This is a genomic window from Sphingopyxis sp. JAI128 (assembly GCF_014207235.1).
In the GTDB taxonomy this organism is placed as follows: Bacteria; Pseudomonadota; Alphaproteobacteria; order Sphingomonadales; family Sphingomonadaceae; genus Sphingopyxis.
In genome coordinates, this window is sequence record NZ_JACHDA010000003.1 from 231047 (window position 1) to 249700 (window position 18654).

At 64.5% G+C, this 18654-nt stretch carries 23 protein-coding genes; 11 read left to right on the top strand and 12 right to left on the bottom strand.

What is annotated here, in order from left to right:
• The first annotated feature begins 254 nt into the window (after window positions 1-254).
• The 6 genes from HDC35_RS08480 to HDC35_RS08505 all read left to right on the top strand — a co-directional run bounded on the left by HDC35_RS08480 (window position 255) and on the right by HDC35_RS08505 (window position 9809).
• Window positions 255-3035, top strand: coding sequence for a helicase-related protein (locus HDC35_RS08480; RefSeq protein WP_184645669.1), 2781 nt, complete (start codon window positions 255-257; stop codon window positions 3033-3035).
• A complete protein-coding gene (locus tag HDC35_RS08485) occupies window positions 3035-3334 on the top strand; it encodes an RNA-binding S4 domain-containing protein (protein ID WP_184645670.1) in 300 nt (99 codons plus the stop codon). Before HDC35_RS08480 ends, HDC35_RS08485 begins: the two co-directional genes overlap by 1 nt.
• Before the next feature lie 171 nt (window positions 3335-3505).
• Window positions 3506-3844: a ferredoxin FdxA gene (gene fdxA / locus HDC35_RS08490; RefSeq protein ID WP_184645672.1), complete on the top strand. Its 339-nt coding sequence runs from the start codon at window positions 3506-3508 to the stop codon at window positions 3842-3844.
• 150 nt (window positions 3845-3994) lie between these two features.
• A complete protein-coding gene (gene clpP, locus HDC35_RS08495; RefSeq protein ID WP_058804112.1) occupies window positions 3995-4645 on the top strand; it encodes an ATP-dependent Clp endopeptidase proteolytic subunit ClpP in 651 nt (216 codons plus the stop codon).
• A 186-nt stretch (window positions 4646-4831) separates the two neighbouring features.
• Complete coding sequence (gene clpX / locus HDC35_RS08500; protein WP_184645674.1) at window positions 4832-6103, top strand: ATP-dependent Clp protease ATP-binding subunit ClpX; 1272 nt, start codon at window positions 4832-4834, stop codon at window positions 6101-6103.
• Between the two features lie 268 nt (window positions 6104-6371).
• A complete protein-coding gene (locus HDC35_RS08505) occupies window positions 6372-9809 on the top strand; it encodes a TonB-dependent receptor (RefSeq protein ID WP_184645676.1) in 3438 nt (1145 codons plus the stop codon).
• Window positions 9810-9914: 105 nt separating this feature from the next.
• On the opposite strand, the gene HDC35_RS08510 is transcribed toward HDC35_RS08505, so the two are convergent.
• The 10 genes from HDC35_RS08510 to HDC35_RS08555 all read right to left on the bottom strand — a co-directional run bounded on the left by HDC35_RS08510 (window position 9915) and on the right by HDC35_RS08555 (window position 13587).
• Entirely contained in the window at window positions 9915-10325 is a 411-nt protein-coding gene (locus tag HDC35_RS08510) for a SufE family protein (protein ID WP_184645678.1), read from the bottom strand.
• 132 nt (window positions 10326-10457) lie between these two features.
• On the bottom strand, window positions 10458-10703 hold the full coding sequence (locus HDC35_RS08515) for a hypothetical protein (protein ID WP_184645680.1): 246 nt from the start codon (window positions 10701-10703) through the stop codon (window positions 10458-10460).
• A gap of 23 nt (window positions 10704-10726) precedes the next feature.
• The gene (locus tag HDC35_RS08520; protein WP_184645682.1) at window positions 10727-10987 is read right to left on the bottom strand and encodes a hypothetical protein; all 261 of its coding nucleotides are present in this window, start codon (window positions 10985-10987) and stop codon (window positions 10727-10729) included.
• Window positions 10988-11020: 33 nt separating this feature from the next.
• Window positions 11021-11284 carry a hypothetical protein gene (locus HDC35_RS08525; RefSeq protein WP_037554916.1) on the bottom strand — a complete coding sequence of 88 codons (264 nt, stop codon included), beginning with the start codon at window positions 11282-11284 and terminating at the stop codon, window positions 11021-11023.
• 11 nt (window positions 11285-11295) lie between these two features.
• On the bottom strand, window positions 11296-11613 hold the full coding sequence (locus HDC35_RS08530; RefSeq protein WP_184645684.1) for a hypothetical protein: 318 nt from the start codon (window positions 11611-11613) through the stop codon (window positions 11296-11298).
• Between the two features lie 14 nt (window positions 11614-11627).
• Window positions 11628-11927: a hypothetical protein gene (locus HDC35_RS08535; RefSeq protein ID WP_184645686.1), complete on the bottom strand. Its 300-nt coding sequence runs from the start codon at window positions 11925-11927 to the stop codon at window positions 11628-11630.
• Between the two features lie 54 nt (window positions 11928-11981).
• Window positions 11982-12362 (bottom strand): envelope stress response membrane protein PspC, encoded by a 381-nt coding sequence (pspC, locus tag HDC35_RS08540; RefSeq protein WP_058804067.1) that lies wholly within the window; start codon window positions 12360-12362, stop codon window positions 11982-11984.
• Between the two features lies 1 nt (window position 12363).
• Window positions 12364-12639, bottom strand: coding sequence for an envelope stress response membrane protein PspB (gene pspB / locus HDC35_RS08545; RefSeq protein ID WP_184645688.1), 276 nt, complete (start codon window positions 12637-12639; stop codon window positions 12364-12366).
• Window positions 12640-12651: 12 nt separating this feature from the next.
• Window positions 12652-13314, bottom strand: a complete 663-nt coding sequence (pspA, locus tag HDC35_RS08550; RefSeq protein ID WP_184645690.1) for a phage shock protein PspA — start codon at window positions 13312-13314, stop codon at window positions 12652-12654.
• Window positions 13315-13416: 102 nt separating this feature from the next.
• Complete coding sequence (locus HDC35_RS08555) at window positions 13417-13587, bottom strand: hypothetical protein (RefSeq protein WP_160328042.1); 171 nt, start codon at window positions 13585-13587, stop codon at window positions 13417-13419.
• Window positions 13588-13765: 178 nt separating this feature from the next.
• On the opposite strand from HDC35_RS08555, the gene pspF reads away from it, so the two are divergent.
• Window positions 13766-14797, top strand: a complete 1032-nt coding sequence (pspF, locus tag HDC35_RS08560; protein ID WP_184645692.1) for a phage shock protein operon transcriptional activator — start codon at window positions 13766-13768, stop codon at window positions 14795-14797.
• A 119-nt stretch (window positions 14798-14916) separates the two neighbouring features.
• Here pspF and HDC35_RS08565 read toward each other — a convergent pair whose 3' ends face one another.
• Entirely contained in the window at window positions 14917-15441 is a 525-nt protein-coding gene (locus tag HDC35_RS08565; RefSeq protein WP_260397628.1) for a hypothetical protein, read from the bottom strand.
• A 225-nt stretch (window positions 15442-15666) separates the two neighbouring features.
• Between HDC35_RS08565 and rplU the strand changes: the two genes are divergently transcribed.
• The 3 genes from rplU to HDC35_RS08580 all read left to right on the top strand — a co-directional run bounded on the left by rplU (window position 15667) and on the right by HDC35_RS08580 (window position 17329).
• Window positions 15667-16173, top strand: coding sequence for a 50S ribosomal protein L21 (gene rplU, locus HDC35_RS08570; protein ID WP_184645694.1), 507 nt, complete (start codon window positions 15667-15669; stop codon window positions 16171-16173).
• A 48-nt stretch (window positions 16174-16221) separates the two neighbouring features.
• A complete protein-coding gene (rpmA, locus tag HDC35_RS08575) occupies window positions 16222-16491 on the top strand; it encodes a 50S ribosomal protein L27 (protein WP_058804062.1) in 270 nt (89 codons plus the stop codon).
• 241 nt (window positions 16492-16732) lie between these two features.
• Entirely contained in the window at window positions 16733-17329 is a 597-nt protein-coding gene (locus HDC35_RS08580) for a GNAT family N-acetyltransferase (RefSeq protein ID WP_184645696.1), read from the top strand.
• Between the two features lie 34 nt (window positions 17330-17363).
• Here the strand turns inward: HDC35_RS08580 and HDC35_RS08585 are convergent, their stop codons facing one another.
• On the bottom strand, window positions 17364-17969 hold the full coding sequence (locus tag HDC35_RS08585; RefSeq protein ID WP_184645698.1) for a DUF937 domain-containing protein: 606 nt from the start codon (window positions 17967-17969) through the stop codon (window positions 17364-17366).
• A gap of 173 nt (window positions 17970-18142) precedes the next feature.
• On the opposite strand from HDC35_RS08585, the gene HDC35_RS08590 reads away from it, so the two are divergent.
• The gene (locus tag HDC35_RS08590) at window positions 18143-18541 is read left to right on the top strand and encodes a DUF3597 domain-containing protein (protein WP_184645700.1); all 399 of its coding nucleotides are present in this window, start codon (window positions 18143-18145) and stop codon (window positions 18539-18541) included.
• The last annotated feature ends 113 nt before the right edge of the window (window positions 18542-18654 follow it).

The window sequence follows — 18654 nt, forward strand, 5'->3', positions numbered from 1 at the left end:
GCTGAAACAAGTTGCAACCCCCGCCCGGCAAGCCTCCCGTAACCCCGGCCGCCGAATGATGTTTTCACGCGTTTGTCTGTAAAGAAAGGTCGTTAAAGTCAATTTAATGGCGGGTTTGTCGAAAGGCGTTGCGGCGAATCGTGTCGGGGTTGGGATATTATGCAAGCGCCAGCGAAAAAGCCGCCTCGCCCCTCTCGTTCGACGATCGGCTGTTGCGCCGCGGCTGCGCTCATGCCAGCTTGGCGGGCAAGATAATGACACCACCCTCTTCCCAGCCGGTCAAGGCTGTCCTTGGCCCCACGAACACCGGCAAAACCCATTTGGCGGTCGAACGCCTGACCGCCCGGTCCAGCGGCATGATCGGCTTTCCGCTGCGCCTGCTCGCGCGCGAGGTCTATGACCGCGTCGTCGCGATCAAGGGTGCGGCGCAGGTCGCGCTTGTCACCGGCGAAGAGCGGATCATGCCGCCCGACGCGCGCTATCTGCTCGGCACGATGGAAGCGCTGCCGGTGACGCGCGATGTCGCTTTCGTGGGGATCGACGAGGCACAGCTCGGCGCCGACCCCGAACGCGGCCATGTCTTCACCGATCGCCTGCTGCGCGCACGCGGGCGCGAGGAGACGATGATCCTCGGGTCGGCGAGCATCAGGGGACTGGTCAAAGGGCTGGTCCCCAGCGCCGAAATCATTACCCGCCCGCGCTTTTCGACACTGAGCTATGCCGGATCGTCGAAGCTGTCGCGCCTGCCCAAACGATCGGCGATCGTCGCCTTTTCAGCCGAAGAGGTTTACGCGATCGCCGAGATGCTGCGCCGATTTTCGGGCGGCGCCGCTGTTGTGATGGGCGCGCTCAGCCCCAAGACGCGCAATGCCCAGGTCGCGATGTTCGAGGCGGGCGAGGTCGATTATCTGGTCGCCACCGACGCGATCGGCATGGGGCTGAATCTCGACGTCCAGCATGTCGCCTTCGCCAGCTTGCAGAAATTCGACGGGCGGCGCCTCCGCCGCCTGACAATTTCCGAAATGGCGCAGATCGCGGGCCGCGCCGGGCGACACCAGCAGGACGGCAGTTTCGGCACCGTCGGCCTGCCGCAGGGCGGTTTCACGCCCGAGGAAATCGCGGCGATCGAGGGTCATCATTTCCCGCCGCTGTCCAGCCTGTTCTGGCGCAACCCGACCCCGCGCTTCGACTCGCTCGACCAGCTGCTCGCCGACCTGGCCCAGCCGCCGGACCAGCCGATGCTGCGCCCAGCGCCCGAGGCAGTCGATATCGCGGTGCTGCGGCATCTGACGGGCGACATGGAAGTGCGCGCACGCGGCGGCGATTTCGACGCCGTGCAGCGGCTGTGGGACGTGTGCGGCCTCCCCGATTTCGAACAATTGGGCGCCGAGCATCACAGCCGCACCGTGTTCAAGCTGTGGCAGTGGCGCACGAACGGCAACGGGATGATCGATCCCGACTGGTTCGCGCGACGCCTTGCGCGGCTCGACGATGTCGAGGGCGACATCGACCAGCTTGCGAGCCGTATCGCTGCGGTGCGCACGCTTTGCTTCATCGCGCAGCGCGGCGACTGGATCGCCGATGCGGCGGGATGGACCGAGCGGGCGCAGCTGCTCGAATCGCGCCTGTCCGACGCGCTGCATGCGGCGCTGGCCCAGCGCTTCGTCGACCGCCGCCTCGCGCTGCTGCTGCGCGATGCTGGACAGCGCCACGCCGCGCTGCCCGTCGCGGTCGGCGCCGACGGTACCGTTGCGGTCGATGGCGAGGCGATCGGTACGCTCAAGGGTTTTCAATTCAAGGTCGACCCCGTCGCCAAGGCGAGCGACCACCGGTTGCTCCTCGCCGCCGCCGAAAAGCATCTTCGCGCCGAACTTGCGCGCCGCGCGACTGCACTGGCCGAAGGCGACGACAAGATGCTGTCGCTGATCGCCGAAGCGGAAACAGCGCCGCGGCTCGCCTGGCACGGCCATGTCGTCGCCACCCTCGCGCGCGGGCCGACGCTGGTGCAGCCGGCGATCCAGATCGATCCCTCGCTCCGCCGCCTCGAACCCGCGCAGGTACAGGCAATTTCCGAGCGGTTACAACGTTTTGTCGCCGAACAGTTGGCGCGCCACGCCGCGCCGCTCGCGGCGATGGGAGAAGCAGCGAGCGACCTTTTCACCCCACCGCGGGTGCGCGCGCTGCTCGCGGCGCTGACCGATACCAGCGGCATGATCGCGCGCGCGGCGGTCGAGGATCAGCTCGGGGCGTTGACACCCGAGGAACGGCCGCAGCTGCGCAAGCTTGGCTTCACCATCGGGTCGCTCGACATCTTCCATCCGCTGCTGCTGAAGCCCGAGGCGGTACGCTGGCGCGCGGCGCTGATTGCGGCGCAGCAGGGTGCGCCGGTGCCCCCGCTACCCCCGCACGGTGCGGTGCTGCAAAAGAACGGCAGCCAGGCAGGCTTGGCCGTCGCCGGCTTTCGCCGCTGCGCCAGTGGCTGGCTGCGCATCGACATGGCCGAAAAGCTCGCGCGGCAGGCGCATGCGGCGCGGATGCAGGCCGCGGCGCCGCCGACCTCGCCAGTGGCGGGCGGCGACGACCATCATCATGACGATCATGGCGAGGAGGTGCACGGCGCGCCGCCGCCCGGTTTCGTGATCGATCCGGCGCTCGCGACCTCGCTCGGCCTCGACGAAGAGACGCGCCGCGCGCTGCTGGGCAGCTTCGGATTCCGGGCCATCGGCGAACCCGCGCTGCAACGCTGGCGCTGGTCTGGGCTGCGCAAGGCGGCCGAAAAGCGCCAACGCCGGAAAGGACAGGCGCGGCGCGCGGACCAGCCAAGGCAGGCGCCCGCGAACCGCGAGACGAAGCGCGCGCCTGGGCACGCGGCCAAGGGCACGCCCCAGGCGAAGGGCAAGCGCGGCAAGCCGCCGCGCCCCGCCCCCGCAGCCCCGCCGCCACTGCGTAACAAGCGTCCTGCGCGCCGCGGCCCCTCTCCGAACAGCCCCTTTGCCGGGCTGGCGGCGCTGCTCGCTGAAGGCCGCGAGGACTGATGGCAAGCCCGGGGGCCGCAGGAAGCATCCGGCTCGACAAGCTGCTGTGGTTCCTGCGCTTTGCCCGCTCGCGCAGCATCGCGCAGGCAATGGTCGAGGCAGGGCATATCCGGCTCGACGGGCGGCGCGTCACGCGCTCATCCGCAGCGGTGCATGCCGGATCGACCCTGGTACTCCCCGTCGGCGAGCGGATCGAGGTGATCCGCCTGCTCTCGCTGCCGCAGCGCCGCGGCCCCGCACCCGAGGTGCAAGCCTGTTACCTCCGCCTTGAGGCGGAAGCGCCTGCCGCCCCCAGATGAACTATCGGCGCGAGAGGAAAAACTGTCGCTCGAAACCGTCGGCTTTTGCGTATCGACTGAGAGTGATTCGCAACTGTCGCTTTGCGTTGACGTGCCGCGTCCGCGCGGAATAGAGGCGGGTCCGATAGATGTCGGACGGCAAGGGTGCCGCCGACAAAGGGAGCTGAACCCATGACCTATGTCGTCACCGATGCCTGCGTCCGGTGCAAATATATGGACTGCGTCGAGGTGTGCCCCGTCGACTGTTTCTACGAGGGCGAGAATATGCTCGTCATCAACCCGAACGAATGCATCGACTGCGGTGTGTGCGAACCCGAATGCCCCGCCGAAGCGATCCTGCCCGACACCGAGAGCGGCCTCGAAAAATGGCTCGAGGTGAACAGCAAGTTCAGCGCCGAATGGCCGAACATCACGGTCAAGAAGGAAACCCCTGCGGACGCCGACGAATTCAAAGGTGTCGAGGGCAAGTTCGACAAATATTTCTCGCCCGAACCGGGCGAAGGCGACTGATCGCTTCGATACGAGACAATGGGGCGGGGCTTTCCCGCCCCTTCTTTTTGCCCTCTTGAAACAGGTCCGTTTGGCGACGATGTAAGACGGCGAAGGGGCCAGCCCGCCGGTTCTCGGCAGGGCGCCTCTAGAATGAAGGACGAATTTCCAATGATCGACCCGCTCGCTGCCCTTGTTCCCGTCGTCGTCGAACAGACAAGCCGCGGCGAACGCAGCTTCGATATCTTCTCCCGCCTGCTGCGCGAACGGATCGTCTTCGTCACCGGCGAGGTCGAGGACAATATGGCCTCGTTGATCGTCGCCCAGCTGCTGTTCCTCGAATCGGAAAATCCGAAGAAGGACATCTATATGTACATCAACTCGCCGGGGGGTGTCGTTACGGCGGGCATGGCGATCCATGACACGATGCAATATATCCGCCCCCGGGTCGGCACCGTCTGCATCGGTCAAGCCGCGTCGATGGGCAGCTTCCTGCTCGCGGCGGGCGAGCCCGGCATGCGCGTCGCGCTAACCAACGCGCGCGTAATGGTCCACCAGCCCTCGGGCGGCGCGCGCGGCATGGCGTCGGATATCGAGATCCAGGCGAAGGAAATCCTGCGCATCCGCAAACGGATGAACGACCTGTACGTCAAATATACCGGCAAGTCGCTAAAAGAGATCGAAAAGGCGATGGACCGCGATACTTTCCTCGAAGCCGATGAGGCGAAGGAATTCGGGATCGTCGACCATGTCTACGACCGCCGTCCCGGCCTGCCCGGCGACGAGGCGCCCAAGGATGTGAGCGAAGGCCCGACGCCCTGATGGAGCAGCGAGCCGGCGCGCCCACCAGCGCAAGCCCCGGTAACCGCGTTTGTTGACATCCGCTTGGCCCGTTGGCGCTAGGCGGAACATTGCTCCCATGTCACCCAATTGCCATATTGTAATTGGGTGACCGGGGGCTAGGATAAGGACGGCAGAGCCCCTTTTGAGCTCTCCATAGGAAGTTATATGACGAAATTGAGTGGCTCGGACAGCAAGAGCACCCTTTACTGCTCCTTCTGCGGCAAGTCGCAGCACGAAGTCCGCAAGCTGATTGCCGGCCCGACCGTTTTCATTTGCGACGAATGCGTCGAGCTGTGCAACGACATCATCCGCGAAGAGATCAAGGGCGGGATCGCCGCGCGCAAGGACGGCGCGGTGCCGACGCCGCTCGAAATCTGCCAGCATCTCGATTCCTATGTGATCGGCCAGAACAAGGCGAAGCGCGTCCTGTCGGTGGCGGTCCACAACCATTACAAGCGCCTTGCGAACAGCGGCCGCGGCGAAGATGTCGAACTGGCGAAGTCGAATATCCTGCTCGTCGGCCCGACGGGCAGCGGCAAGACGCTGCTCGCGCAGACGCTCGCGCGATTCCTCGACGTGCCCTTCACCATGGCCGACGCGACGACGCTGACCGAGGCGGGCTATGTCGGCGAGGATGTCGAAAATATCATCCTGAAGCTGCTCCAGGCCAGCGACTATAATGTCGAAAAGGCGCAGCGCGGCATCGTCTACATCGACGAGATCGATAAAATCTCGCGCAAAGCCGAAAATCCGTCGATCACCCGCGACGTGTCGGGCGAAGGCGTGCAGCAGGCTTTGCTCAAGCTGATGGAAGGCACGACCGCGAGCGTCCCGCCGCAGGGCGGGCGCAAGCATCCGCAGCAGGAATTCCTGCAGGTCGACACGACCAACATCCTGTTCATCGCGGGCGGCGCATTCAGCGGGCTCGAAAAGATCATCGGCGACCGCCTGCAGGGCAAGTCGATCGGTTTCGGCGCGCATGTCGCCGGTCCCGACGAGCGCCGCCAGGGCGAAGTGCTCAAGAATATCGAGCCCGAAGACCTGCTGAAATTCGGCCTGATTCCCGAATTTGTCGGCCGCCTGCCGGTCATCGCGACGCTCGAGGATCTCGACATCGACGCGCTCGTCAAGATCCTCGGCGAGCCCAAGAACGCGCTCGTGAAACAATATAAGAAACTGTTCGACCTCGAAGACGTGTCGCTGACCTTCACCGACGATGCGCTGGTCGCGGTCGCCAAGAAGGCGATCGAACGCAAGACCGGCGCGCGCGGGCTGCGCTCGATCGTCGAGGCGATCCTGCTCGACACGATGTTCGACCTGCCCGACCTCACCGATGTGGTCGAGATCGTCGTCGACAAGGATGTCGTCGAAGGCCGCAAGGATCCCGTGCGCGTCTACGCCGACAAAACGAAGGAAGCGGCCGGCGACGCCGCCTGACCCGAGTCGCGCGCATTCGGCGCGCGACTTTTATGTTGCATTGCAGCAACAGTAGCTCGGAAAAACGAAACCGCGCCTGTGGATAAAATCGGGCGCGTCACGCAAATTCAGGCTTTTTCGAGTCCTCTTTGAACGGCGCACGGCTCGCCGCTTGCACTGTCACAATTGCTGTCACAATCGTGCCACATGCGGGCTTCAGGGGCGCTCGCAGGTCTTGGCGCGCCCCGCTCGCGTGCCTGCCGAACGCACCAATAGGGGACATCCTGACATGAAACTTCGTTATTCGATCGCGGCTAGCCTGATGGCTATCAGCGTCGCGACCGTTGTCGCGGCGCCCGCCCAGGCGCAGCAAATCACGACCGGCATCCAGGGCCAGGTCAACGACGACAGCGGCGCCGCGATCGGCGGCGCGACGGTCGTCATCACCGACACCCGCACCGGCGCCGCGCGCACGATCACCACGGGCGCCGATGGCCGCTTCTCGACCACCGGCCTTACGACCGGCGGCCCTTACACGGTCAGCGTCAACGCCGACAGCTATGAAGGCCAGTCGCTCCAGGATATCTACACCACGCTGCAGGGCAGCACCGACCTGACCTTCGCGCTCACTTCGGGCGGCGGCGAAATCGTCGTCACCGGCAGCCGCGTCCGCGTGACGCAGCTCGAAGTCGGCCCCGGCACCAGCTTCACCAGCGAAGTCCTCGCCAGCGCGCCCTCGTTCAACCGCGACGTCCGCGACATCATCCGCCTCGACCCGCGCGTCAGCCTCGACCGCGATGATGGCGGTTCGGGCCAGGACCGCATCTCGTGCCTCGGGGGCAACGACCGCGGCAACGCCTTCACCGTCGACGGCATCAGCCAGGGCGATATTTACGGTCTGAACGACACGGGTTTCTCGTCGCGCAGCTCGACCCCGATTCCCTATGACGCGGTCCGCGAAACGCAGGTGCAGTTCGCGCCCTTCGACGTCGACTATGGTTCGTTCACCGGCTGCGCGATCAACGTCGTGACCAAGTCGGGCACCAATGACTATCATTTCGGTGGCTTCTTCGAATATGGCGACAACGGCATGCGCGGCGACAAGGTCAAGGGCCAGCCGGTCGCGCCGATCGAAACCGAAAAGCGCTGGGGCGCGTGGCTGAGCGGCCCGATCATCAAGGACCGTCTCTTCTTCTTCGGCGCCTATGAACATCAGGAAGCCGGCCAGTCGCAGGACGACGGTCCGGCCGGCGCGGGCTATGCCAACGAACTGGAAGGCGTGCCGGTCGAGGCCTTCAACGAAGTCTCGGATATCCTGAGCAGCGTCTACGGCATCGACACCGGTCCGCTGGTCCGCAGCCGCCCGTTCGAGAATGACCGTTATTTCGGCCGCCTCGACTGGCAGATCAACGACGATCACCGTCTCGAGCTGACCTATCAGCGGCTCGAAGAAGCGACGACCCGCCCCGACGATTTCAGCACCTCGTCGAGCAACCCGCGCGTCACGGGCCTCAACACCTTCTATCTCAGCGGCACCAAGTCGGATTATTATTCGGGACGTCTCTATTCGCAGTGGACCGATAATTTCTCGACCGAACTGCGCTATTCGCGTTCGAAGATCACCGACCGTCAGGATCCGATCGGCGGCGGCGAAGCGCAGTCGGACAACCCGATCCCGCGCATCATCGTCGGCGTCGAAAGCGCCGACGGCAGCAGCTTCGGCCAGATCCTTGCCGGACCGGGCTTCTCGCGCGCCGCAAACGACTTGCGGACGACGGTCAATGCTTATCGCGCCGTTGCCAAGCTCGAGCAGGGCGCGCATTCGCTGAAGGTCGGCTTCGAAATGAATCAGGCCGACCTGTTCAACCTGTTCGTCCAGAACGCCACCGGCACGCTCTATTTCGAGAACATCGACGATCTGCGCGAGGGGCTGCTCTCGGGCGGTAGCACGACCAACCCGACCGCATCGCAGATCGCGGCCGGCGACGCGGTGGGCGCCGAGGGCAATTTCACCGCGACGGGCAATGTCCGCGACGCGGCGGCGGCGTTCAAGCGCACGACCTATTCGATCTTCGCGCAGGACGACTGGGAAGTCACCGATCGCCTGAAGGCGGTGGTCGGCGTACGCGCGGACTGGTATTCGGGCGGTCAGCCCAACGCCAATCCATTGTTCCTCCAGCGTTACGGCTTCTCGAACACCACCGCCTTTAGCAACCTCGACCCGATCGTCATGCCGCGCCTCGCGCTGACCTATGACATGGACGATTTCGCCGTGTTCGGCCGGCCGAAACTGACCGCCGGCGTCGGCATCTTCTCGGGCGGCGATCCGCTCGTCTGGTTCGGCAACGCCTTCCAGAACGACGGCCGCGGCTTCGCGACGGGAACGACCAACGACGCGCTGTGCACGCCGCTGAAGGATGCCAATGGGCAGATTGACGTCGTCACCGGGGGCCAGTTTAATGGCGTTCCGGGATGCTTCCAGCAGTCGGCGTCGAACAACGCGGCTGCGGGCCGCGGCGATACGCAGTCGATCAGCCCGAACATCAAGATGCCGTCGGTTCTGCGCGCCAACATCGGCTTCACCTCGGAGCTGAATTTCGCCCCGTCGGGCTTCTTCAGCGGCTGGAACCTCAACCTCGACTATATCTACAGCAAATATCGCAACCCGTTCACGCTGGTCGACCTGTCGCAGACCGTGAACCCGGCGCTCGGGATCAACGGATATACCGTCGATGGTCGTCCGATCTATCGTGCGATCGATGCCAATAACGCCGGCTGCACGGCCGAACTGGTCGGGCTTAACCCCGCGCCGGTCTGGCAGAATGTCAACGCCGTCTGCTTCAACACCAGCCGCGACGACGAACTGCAGCTGACCAACAGCGCGGGCTATCGCAGCCACAACGCGTCGATCATCCTGTCGAAGACCTTCGACGGCGGGCTGTTCACCGAAAATGGCAATGTCGATTTCAATATCGGCTATGCCTATACCGACGCGCAGGACCGCCGGAGCATGTACAACTCGACGGCGGGTTCGAACTACGACCTCGTCGCGGCGTTCGACCGCCAGAATCCGGGCGCCGCGCGCGGTTTCTACAGCAGCAAGCACAATATCTCGACGCGCCTCGCCTTCCGCGAGGAGTTTTTCAACGAGCTGTCGACGCGCCTTGCGGTTACCTTCGTCGCGCGGTCGGGCCGTCCGTACAGCCTGACCTTCACCGGGGGCGGCGTGTTTAACGACAGCGCCTCGGGCTTCGAGAATGCGCTGCTCTATCTGCCCACGGGCATCGACGATCCCAATCTTTCGGCTTCGTCGAACATGGACGCAGTGCGTGACCTGGTCGCCTTCACCAGCGGCCTTGGCTGCGCCAAGAAATATCTTGGCCGCACGATTCCGCGCAATACCTGCTCGAACGACTGGTATTTCGACGTCGACCTCAGCTTCTCGCAGGAGCTGCCGGGGCCGGGCCGCCTGTTCGGTCGGAACGACAAGGTCAAACTCTATGCTACGATGGACAATTTCCTGAACTTCCTCGACAGCGACTGGAACGTCCAGAAGCGCCGCAACTTCGCGGGGCTGCAGGATATCGCAACCGGCGGTGTCGATACGGCGACGGGTCAGTATATCATCAGCGGCTTCAACGGCGTCGATCCTTATAACGACGATAACCAGATCAACGTGTCGTCGTCGGTGTGGCGCCTGAAGATCGGCGTGTCGTACGAATTCTAATCGCAGGACAAATGAACGAAACAGGGCGCGGGAGGAAACTCCCGCGCCCTTTTTTATGAGCTTACCCAAAATGCGAGGGCGACCGGGTGAAGCCGCCTACGACGCTCAGCCGGCGGCGATACGGCGGGCTGTGTCCTGGACGAGCGCGATCATGTTGGGGACGCCCTGCGTGCGGTTCGACGACAGCTGGCGCGTGAGGTCGAAGGGCGCGAGCGCGGCAGCGACATCCATCGCCGCGACCGCGTTCGCCGGTTTGTCCTGCACCGCGGCGAGGACGAGCGCGACGATGCCCTTGGTGATCGCGGCATTGCTGTCGGCGAGGAAATGGAGCTGCCCGTCTTCGCGCGGCACGGGATAGACCCAGACGCTCGCCGAACAGCCGCGCACGAGCGTCGCGTCGGTCTTGAGCGCTTCGGGCATCGGCTCCAGCTCGCGCCCGAGCTCGATGAGCAGGCGATAACGATCGTCGCCGTCGAGAAAATCATATTCTTCGAAAATGTCGTCGAGGCTGCGCATGGGCGGGCCCCTCGCACAGATGCCGCCAAGTTGGAAGGGCCTGAAACGACATCGGCCCGCTCCGCTGTCAGCCGCCGGACGGAAGGCAACTGACAGCGGAGCGGGCCGGTGCCGCGTCGGACGGAGGGACGTTTAGAGGTCGACCCCCGCCGCGATCGCTTCCAGTTTGCGCAGCCGTTCCTTGAGGTCGGCGATCTCGATCCGCGAACCCGCGTGCGGTACCGCCGGGTCCTGCGCGAGCGGCGCGTGCCCCGCAGCGAGTTCCTCGCGCTTCAGCTGGATCCAGTCGCGCCAGCCGCGCAGCGCGACCAGACTGACGATGCTGAGCCCGCTCAGAGCGACGGCGGCGGTGGTGAAATCGGGGGTTATGAAAGCCATGAGCGTTGCTCCTTTGCCGGCGTTCAGATTTTGCTGCTGTCGCGCAGTCTCTCGATTTCCTGGTCGAGCGTGACGGCGCGGTTGTTGTCGGTGGCGATGCGTTCGAGCACCTGGATGCGCTCCTTCAGCGCGCGGATCTCGGCCTGCAGCGCCTTGGTCTCGGCGTCGTTTCCGGCGACATAGTCGTTGCCGTGGTGGTCGCGGCGGATTCCGTGCTTGGCGCGGACGATGCTGCCGATCGTCACGATGAGGACGATGCCGATGACCATTTCAAACGGGCCCATGGGGAGGTTCCTTTCCTGTCTCTCTTTTTCTTGTCAGTTGAGCGGGGCGTCGCGCAGCTTTTCGATCTCGTCGGCGACATCAATTCCCTTGTCGGTAACGATGCGCTCGAGAACGCGGACGCGCGCCTCCAGCCGTTCGGTGTGCGCCGCATATTGCGCGGCCTTTTCGGCAGTTTCGTTGGTGATCGCTTTGAACTGACGTTCCTTGAACTTCAGATGGCGCTCATAAGCGGCGTAGCCGATGCCGAGGGTCACGGGCAGTCCGACAACGATCAGGAGGATGACGATGGCTTCCATGGTTGCTCTCCTCAGTTCGCCGGGCGCCGCAGCGCCTCGATCTCGTGGCTCAGCCGGTGGCCCTCGTCGGTGACGATGCGCTCGACCACCGCGAGGCGATCCTTCACCGAACCGAGTTCGGCGCGCAGCTGGGCATTTTCCTGGCTGATCAGCTTGACGCGTTCCATCGCCTCGTCGCTGGTCTTCGGATAGACCGCCTTGCCCCAGCTGTTTTCGAGCGGATAGCCGTGTTTGACGCGCAGCCAAGTGGTAAAAACCCAGCCGCCGACCCCGAACAGGCCGATGATGGTGGCAGCGGGAGCAAGGGCATTTGCAAGATCGGCATTCATCGTCTCAAATCCTCTCAGCGCAGGCGGTCGATCTGGTCGGCGAGCTGCGCCGCCTGTCCGTGGTTTTCGGTCGCAATGCGTTCGAGCACCGAAATCCGTTCCTCCAGCCGGCTGACCTGATCCGCCAGCTTGGCATTGTCGTCGGTGAGCAGCGCGATTTTTCGATCAGCGTCGGGGTCGGATCGATGAACCGTACCGCCCCATTCATTTTCAACCGGATAGCCGTGCTTGGCACGGATCCAGGTGGTGAACATCCAGCCGCCGATCGACAATGCGATAATGGCGAGGACGAAACCTGTACCACCGAAATTCATTTTCTGTCTCCCTGTTGCCTTTGCCCGCCGGGGCGCTCCGCTCAGCGCTCCGCTTTACCGAAGCGCGTCGATCTCGTCGGCGAGGCGGCGGTTGTGGCTGGTATAATATTGTTCGATGTCGGCCAGCCGGCGATCGATGTCGCGGAAACGCGAGCGGATGTCGCGGGTCGACGCGCTGGGGTTCGATCGCACGCCCTGCCAGAATTTCGCTTCTTCGTTCGAGCCGTAGAGCGCGAAGGGTTTGGGCGTGCCCATCCAGGCGACCATCCAGTATGCGATCAGCGTCCAGGGGAACCCGCCCATCAGCGTCAGTAGCACCGCGCCGACGCGGACCCAGAGGACGTCGATACCGCTATAGTCCGCGATCCCGGCGCACACGCCGCTCCATTTGGCGTTCTGTTTGTCGAGGTAGAATTTCGTGCGGCTGGCAGACATCTCAGTTCCTCCTGGTCATATTTTCGAGTTGCGCCAGGTCTTCATCGCTACGCACCGCGGGGCGGAAGTCGGGATGGTCGGCGCTGATGATGCGTTCGACAGTATGAAGACGATTCTCGAGCCTGCGAGCCGTATCATATAGTTCGTCGAGCAGCTGTTCATCTTCTCCGGTCAGCGTCTTGGCCTGTTTCCACTTGGTGATGTAGTGGAGAATCAGCCAGGGCAGTCCGAGGAAGAGCGTTCCGATGACGATCGGGACGATGATGATGTCTTCCATCGGTCCGGCTCCTTATTTCTTGCCCTGCGCGGCCTTCAGCGCGGCGAGTTCGTCGGCGACCTTGTCGGCGGCCTGCAACTCGGCGATCTCTTCGTCGAGCGACTTTTTGTAGCCGAGGTTCAGCGCATCGGCGCGGCCTTCGGCTTCGTCGACGCGGCGTTCGAGGATCTCGAAGCGCGAGAAGGCGTCTTCGACCCGGTCGCCGTTGGTCATCTCGCGCAGCTTGTAACGGTTCTCGGCGCTTTCGAGGCGGTTGACGACGCTCGACTGGCGCGCGCGCGCTTCCGAAAGCTTCTTTTGCAACTTGGCGATGTCGCCCTCGTAACCAGTCAGCGCGTCGTCGAGGACCGCGATCTCGGCCTTCAGCTTCTCGGCCATGTCGCCCGCCTTCTGCTTTTCGACAAGCGCGGCGGTGGCAAGGTCTTCGCGGTCCTTCGACAGCGCGAGTTCGGCCTTTTCCTTCCAGCTGTCCTGCAGGCTTTCGAGCTTGGCGACGTGGCGGCGCATTTCCTTCTGGTCCGCGATCGTGCGGGCGGCGGAAGCGCGGACTTCGACGAGCGTTTCGTTCATTTCGAAGATGATCTGGCGGATCATCTTTTCCGGATCTTCGGCCCGGTCGAGCAGGTCGGTGACGTTGGCGGCGATGATGTCGCGGGTTCGTGAGAAAATACCCATTTTGAAACTCCTGTCGAAAATCTTGAGACTGTGTCTGTTCTCAGAAAAAAGGCTGGTGCCGGGGCGGGGCAAGGGGGGAGAGTGCCCCGGCACCAGTGCCGGTCAGACCAGGGGCCCGACCGCCGGGGACATGACAGCGGCGACCAGCGGGCCGGCAGGGGTGCCGGTGATGCTGGCGGCGGCTTGCGGCTGGTCGATCACGCCGACGAGGATGGCCAACGCGCCTGCCGTGCTGAGCACGAAGGTGGCGGCTTGGGCAAACATCGACTTCATGGGACAACCCTCCTCTGCTTTTCGCTGCACCGGCACGATCTGCGCCGGTTCATCGAAATCATTGCAGGAGGCGTGCCAATTGCACAAAGCGGCGGAAAAGCGCCAAATTTCACGCTTAAAAGGCCCCCAATATCGATTTAGCTTGCCACTCAACGGGAAATTTTGCCAATGATTGGGAATGGAGCGCGAAACGCAATTCATCGGTCAGTCGGCAACCTTTCAGGACGCGGTCGAACGCACCAGCCTCGCCGCCGCGCTCGACCGCCCGGTGCTGGTGATCGGCGAACGCGGGACGGGCAAGGAATTGATCGCCGAGCGCCTGCACCGCCTGTCGGCGCGCTGGGATCGCCCCTATGTCATCATGAACTGCGCCGCGATGCCCGAAACGCTGATCGAGAGCGAACTCTTCGGGCATGAGGCGGGCGCCTTCACGGGCGCGACGCGCAGCCGCGCCGGGCGTTTCGAAGAGGCTGATGGCGGCACGCTCTTCCTTGATGAACTCGCGACCCTGTCGATGGGTGCGCAGGAACGGCTGCTCCGCGCGGTCGAATATGGCGAGGTTACGCGCGTCGGATCGTCGCGCCCGATCCGCGTCGATGTGCGCATCGTCGCAGCGACCAACGAGCATCTGCCCGCGCTGGTCGAGGAAAACCGGTTCCGGGCCGACCTGCTCGACCGGCTGTCGTTCGAGGTCATCACCCTGCCCCCGCTGCGTGCGCGCGAAGGCGACATCGAAGTGCTCGCGACCTATTTCGGGCAGCGCATGGCAGCGGTGCTCGGTTGGGAGGAGTGGCCGGGCTTCGGCCCGCGCGCGCTCGCGGCGATGGAAGGGCATGACTGGCCCGGCAATGTCCGCGAACTGCGCAATGTCATCGAGCGCGCCATCTATCGCTGGGCCGATCCCGAAAAGCCTGTCGACGCGCTGACATTCGATCCCTTTGCGAGCCCCTGGCAGCCGGCGGTGCGCGAGGCGGCAGCGAAGGCAGAGACGCCCGCGACGACCGCGAGCGCGTCGGCGGCGACCGGCGCCACCGCCCCGCTCTCGGGCCCGGTGAGCGACCTGCGCGCAGCGGTCGATGCCTATGAACGGCAGATATTGTCCGACACGATGGCACGCTGCCGCTTTAACCAGAAAGTCGCGGCCGAAGCGCTGGGCCTGAGCTACGACCAGATTCGCCACGCACTGAAGAAGCACGGGCTGAATCAGTAGGGCGATCCCCACGTCATTGTCATGATTGTCATGCCGGACTGGATCCCGCGTCGATCGCATCGGCCCGCGAATGGACCCCGGATCAAGTCGGGGTGTCGGGGTAACGAATGCGGGACGCCCTATTGCCCCGGCAACTGGCTGCTCAAAGCCTCGATCACCGCGTCCTGCGTCGATACAAGATCGGCAAGCCGGTCGCGCAGCGCATAAATGTCGGGCAGGCCGTCGATCGCTTCGTCGACGCTGCGTTCGAGATAGAGCCGGTCGATATCCGCGAGCGCGCCGGTGAGCGGCGCGCGTGTGGCGATCAGGCGCGAGATCGCCTGCTGCGCGACAACCCAGCGTTCGCTGGCGACGGGGGCGCCCGCCGCGGCGGACACGAGCGCCGCGGTGGAATCGCGTTCGGCGGCGAAGCCCTGCTGGCCCGCCGCGCCATCGGCCTCCCACCGCGCGAGGCGCCCCGCCAGGTCGGCGGGCAGCGGCCCCGGCGGCGCGACGACCACCGCGGGCGGCGCCACGTCGAATCGCCCCTCGACCGGGCGCTTTGCGAGCGAGGGCGCGACGCCGTTCTGCGCCGACGCGCAGGCGGCGAGCGACAGCGATGCGGCAGCCGACAGGGGCAATAAAAAAAGGGCGCGCTTCATCATGGCTCCTGATATGGGCGGCAAGCCCGGGCAGCAAGCGCGAATCGGGGCACGGCGCCGTCCGATCGCTCCGCCCGCGACAAAACCGCAAAAAGCGCGGAAATATGCGGTTGACAGCACGCCCCTGGCTCGCTAGTGGCGCTGACTTTCCCGCATGCCGGAAAAATCGCCTGCTTCGGCGGGTGACTGGCAGCGCGGGTGTTTTAGTTTCTGATTGGATGGAAGACCATGTTCGCAATCGTGCGCACGGGCGGCAAGCAATATCGCGTCGCCGCTGGAGACAAGATCGCCGTTGAGAAGATCGACGGGGAAGCTGGCGATACCGTGTCGCTCGGCGACATCCTGCTGGCCGGCGACGGCGGCGAAGTGAAGAGCGCCGAAGGCCTCGTCGTTTCGGCCGAGATCATCGCCCAGACGCGCGGCGAAAAGGTCATCGTCTTCAAGAAGCGCCGTCGGCACAATTATCGTCGCCGCAACGGTCATCGCCAGTCGCTGACGCTGCTGCGCATCCTCGCCGTCGGCGACGCCAAGAAGGCCGCGCCGAAGAAGGAAGCCGCTCCGAAGGCCGAAACCGCGCCCGCCGCCGAAGCCAAGGCTGCTCCCGCCCAGGAAGCTCCGAAGAAGGAAGCTGCGCCGAAGAAGGCCGCCGCTCCCAAGAAGGACGCTGCACCCAAGGCCGAAGCGATCGAAAAGAAGCCCGCTGCCAAGAAAGCAGCCCCCAAGAAGGACGCCTGAGCGCGGCAACGCGGCTCGGCCCCTCGAACGAATTAAGGAGCATCAGTCATGGCACATAAGAAAGCAGGCGGTTCTTCGCGCAACGGTCGCGACTCAGCCGGCCGCCGCCTTGGCGTGAAGAAGTTCGGCGGTCAGGAAGTGATCGGCGGCAACATTATCGTGCGCCAGCGCGGCACCAAGGTTTACCCGGGTGTCAATGTTGGCATGGGTAAGGACCACACGCTGTTCGCGACCGCGGACGGCCGCGTCCGATTCCATGACGGCAAGCTCGGCCGCAAATATGTATCGGTCGACATGATGGCCGAAGCCGCCGAATAAGGACGATCGCCAAAGGGTCGTCCATCCAAGGGATGACCCGGAGCTGTCCTTTCCGCCCCAAGCGGAAACAAGGTTCGAAAAGAGGGAGACGGGTCACCCCGGACTCCCTTTTTTCTTGCCCGAAATCCGTCGCTTGCCGCGAACGGGCGCGAAAACGGGGCCATCCATCTCCCTCCATATCGAATGTCGTCAAAGCGTCACCATCTGGCGCCAAGGCGACAGGCATTGGGAGTTAGAAGACATGTTCGCGCGTACCGAAAGACTGTTGCTGCGGCCCGGCTGGCTGGAAGATGCTCCCGCGCTCGCCCATGCCATCGGCGAAGAGGCGGTGGTCCGCAACCTCGCGACCGTACCTTGGCCCTACGGCGAAGAACAGGCGCAAGAGTTTCTGGCGAAGCCGCTCGACCCCGACCAGCCGCGTTTCCTGATATTCGCCCGTACCGGCGGCGCACCGCGCCTCGTCGGCGGCTGCGGCATTTCGCCGAGCCCGGAAGGTGATCTCGAAATGGGGTACTGGATCGCCCGTCCCTATTGGGGTCTCGGTTTCGCGACCGAGGCGGGGCGCCAGTTGCTCCACATCGCGCGCGCGATGAACCTGCCCCGGCTGTCGGCGGGCCATTTCCTCGACAATCCGGCGTCGGGCGCGGTGCTGCGCAAGCTGGGCTTTAAACCCACCGGCAAGGTCGCTCAGCGCTACAGCCTGGCGCGCGGCGGCGAAGCGGCATGCGCGCTGTTCGAGGAAGGCGAGGCCGATGCCGATGCTGGTGTCACCCCGATGCGAAGCCGCATCGGGGTGGACGAGGATTTCCGCGAGGAATTGCGCCTGATGGCGGCGTGAGCGCACCCCTCCCGCTTGCGGGAGGGGACGTCGCTTACCCCCGCATCTTGTTCACCATGCCCATGATGTCGTCGAGCGGATTGCCGTCGCCGTCCATGTCGAGCATCTTGCCCAGGCCGCCCAATCCGCCGCCGAAACCGCCAGCGGAAGGCGCCGCACCGCCACCCATCACGCCGCCGAGCACATTGCCGAGCATCCCGCCCAGACCTCCCGAAAGCCCGCCGCTCGCGCTGCCCTGCCCGCCCTGCTTCGCCAGATAGCCCGCGACCATCATCGCAAGGAACGGCAGCATCTGTTTGAGGATGCCCGAATCGATCCCGGTCTGCGTCGCCGCCTGTCCGGCGACCGTCCGGCTGACGTCCTTCGACCCGAAAATCTGCCCGAGCACGTCGTTGCCCTGTCCGACCGGCGTCGGCTGCGGCCCCAGCACCGAATCGAGCAGCCCGCCACCGCCGAGCTGGCCGATCAGACCGCCGAGCCCCTCGATCCCGCCGCCCGATTGCGCCTGCTTCTTGAACCCGCCGAGGATCGCGGGAAGCAGCGCGTCGGCGCCCTGCTTCGCGATCGCAGGCGGAATGCCCAATTCCTTCGCCATCGATTCGATGCCGCCGGCTTGCGCCAATATGTCGGTCAGGTTCATGCTGTCATACTCCCACTCGGGCACGGTGCGAACCGTACCCGCGAAGCAAGTATAGCAAGGTTCAGGCCGCGGGCGAGCCGTTCATTTGGCTGTCATTTTCAAATGCATAGTCCTAGCCTGCGGCCGTTCGACTCGCCCCTCGGGCCGGGCCGCATCTAGTGGGAGCCAAGACAATGAGCATTTTCGGCAAGATAAAGGACGCCATCTTCGGCAAGAAGGCGGTCGCTGCGGAACCCGCGGCGCCCGTAGCCCCCAGCCCCGTCGGCAGCGCGCTCGACGCCGCGAAGCAGGCGATGGCGTCCGCCACCGCCGCTCCGGTCGATGTCGATGCGATCCTTACAGCCGAGGCGGCGAACGCCGGACAGGAACTCAACTGGCGCACGTCGATCGTCGACCTGATGAAGCTGCTCGGCATCGATTCGAGCCTCGCCGACCGCAAGGAGCTGGCGCAGGAACTCGGCTATACCGGCGAACTCAACGGCAGCGCCGAGATGAATATCTGGCTGCACAAGGCCGTGATGCGCGAGCTGGCCGCCAACGGCGGCAAGGTCCCAGTCGACCTTACCGACTGACAAAAAGCCGATAAATTTCGACGAGGGGCCGGGAGTGCGCAGGCTTTCCCGGCCCCTTTTCGTTGACCGCGACGCGCGCGTCCCTAGACAGGTTTCAACAGAAACAAGTCGCA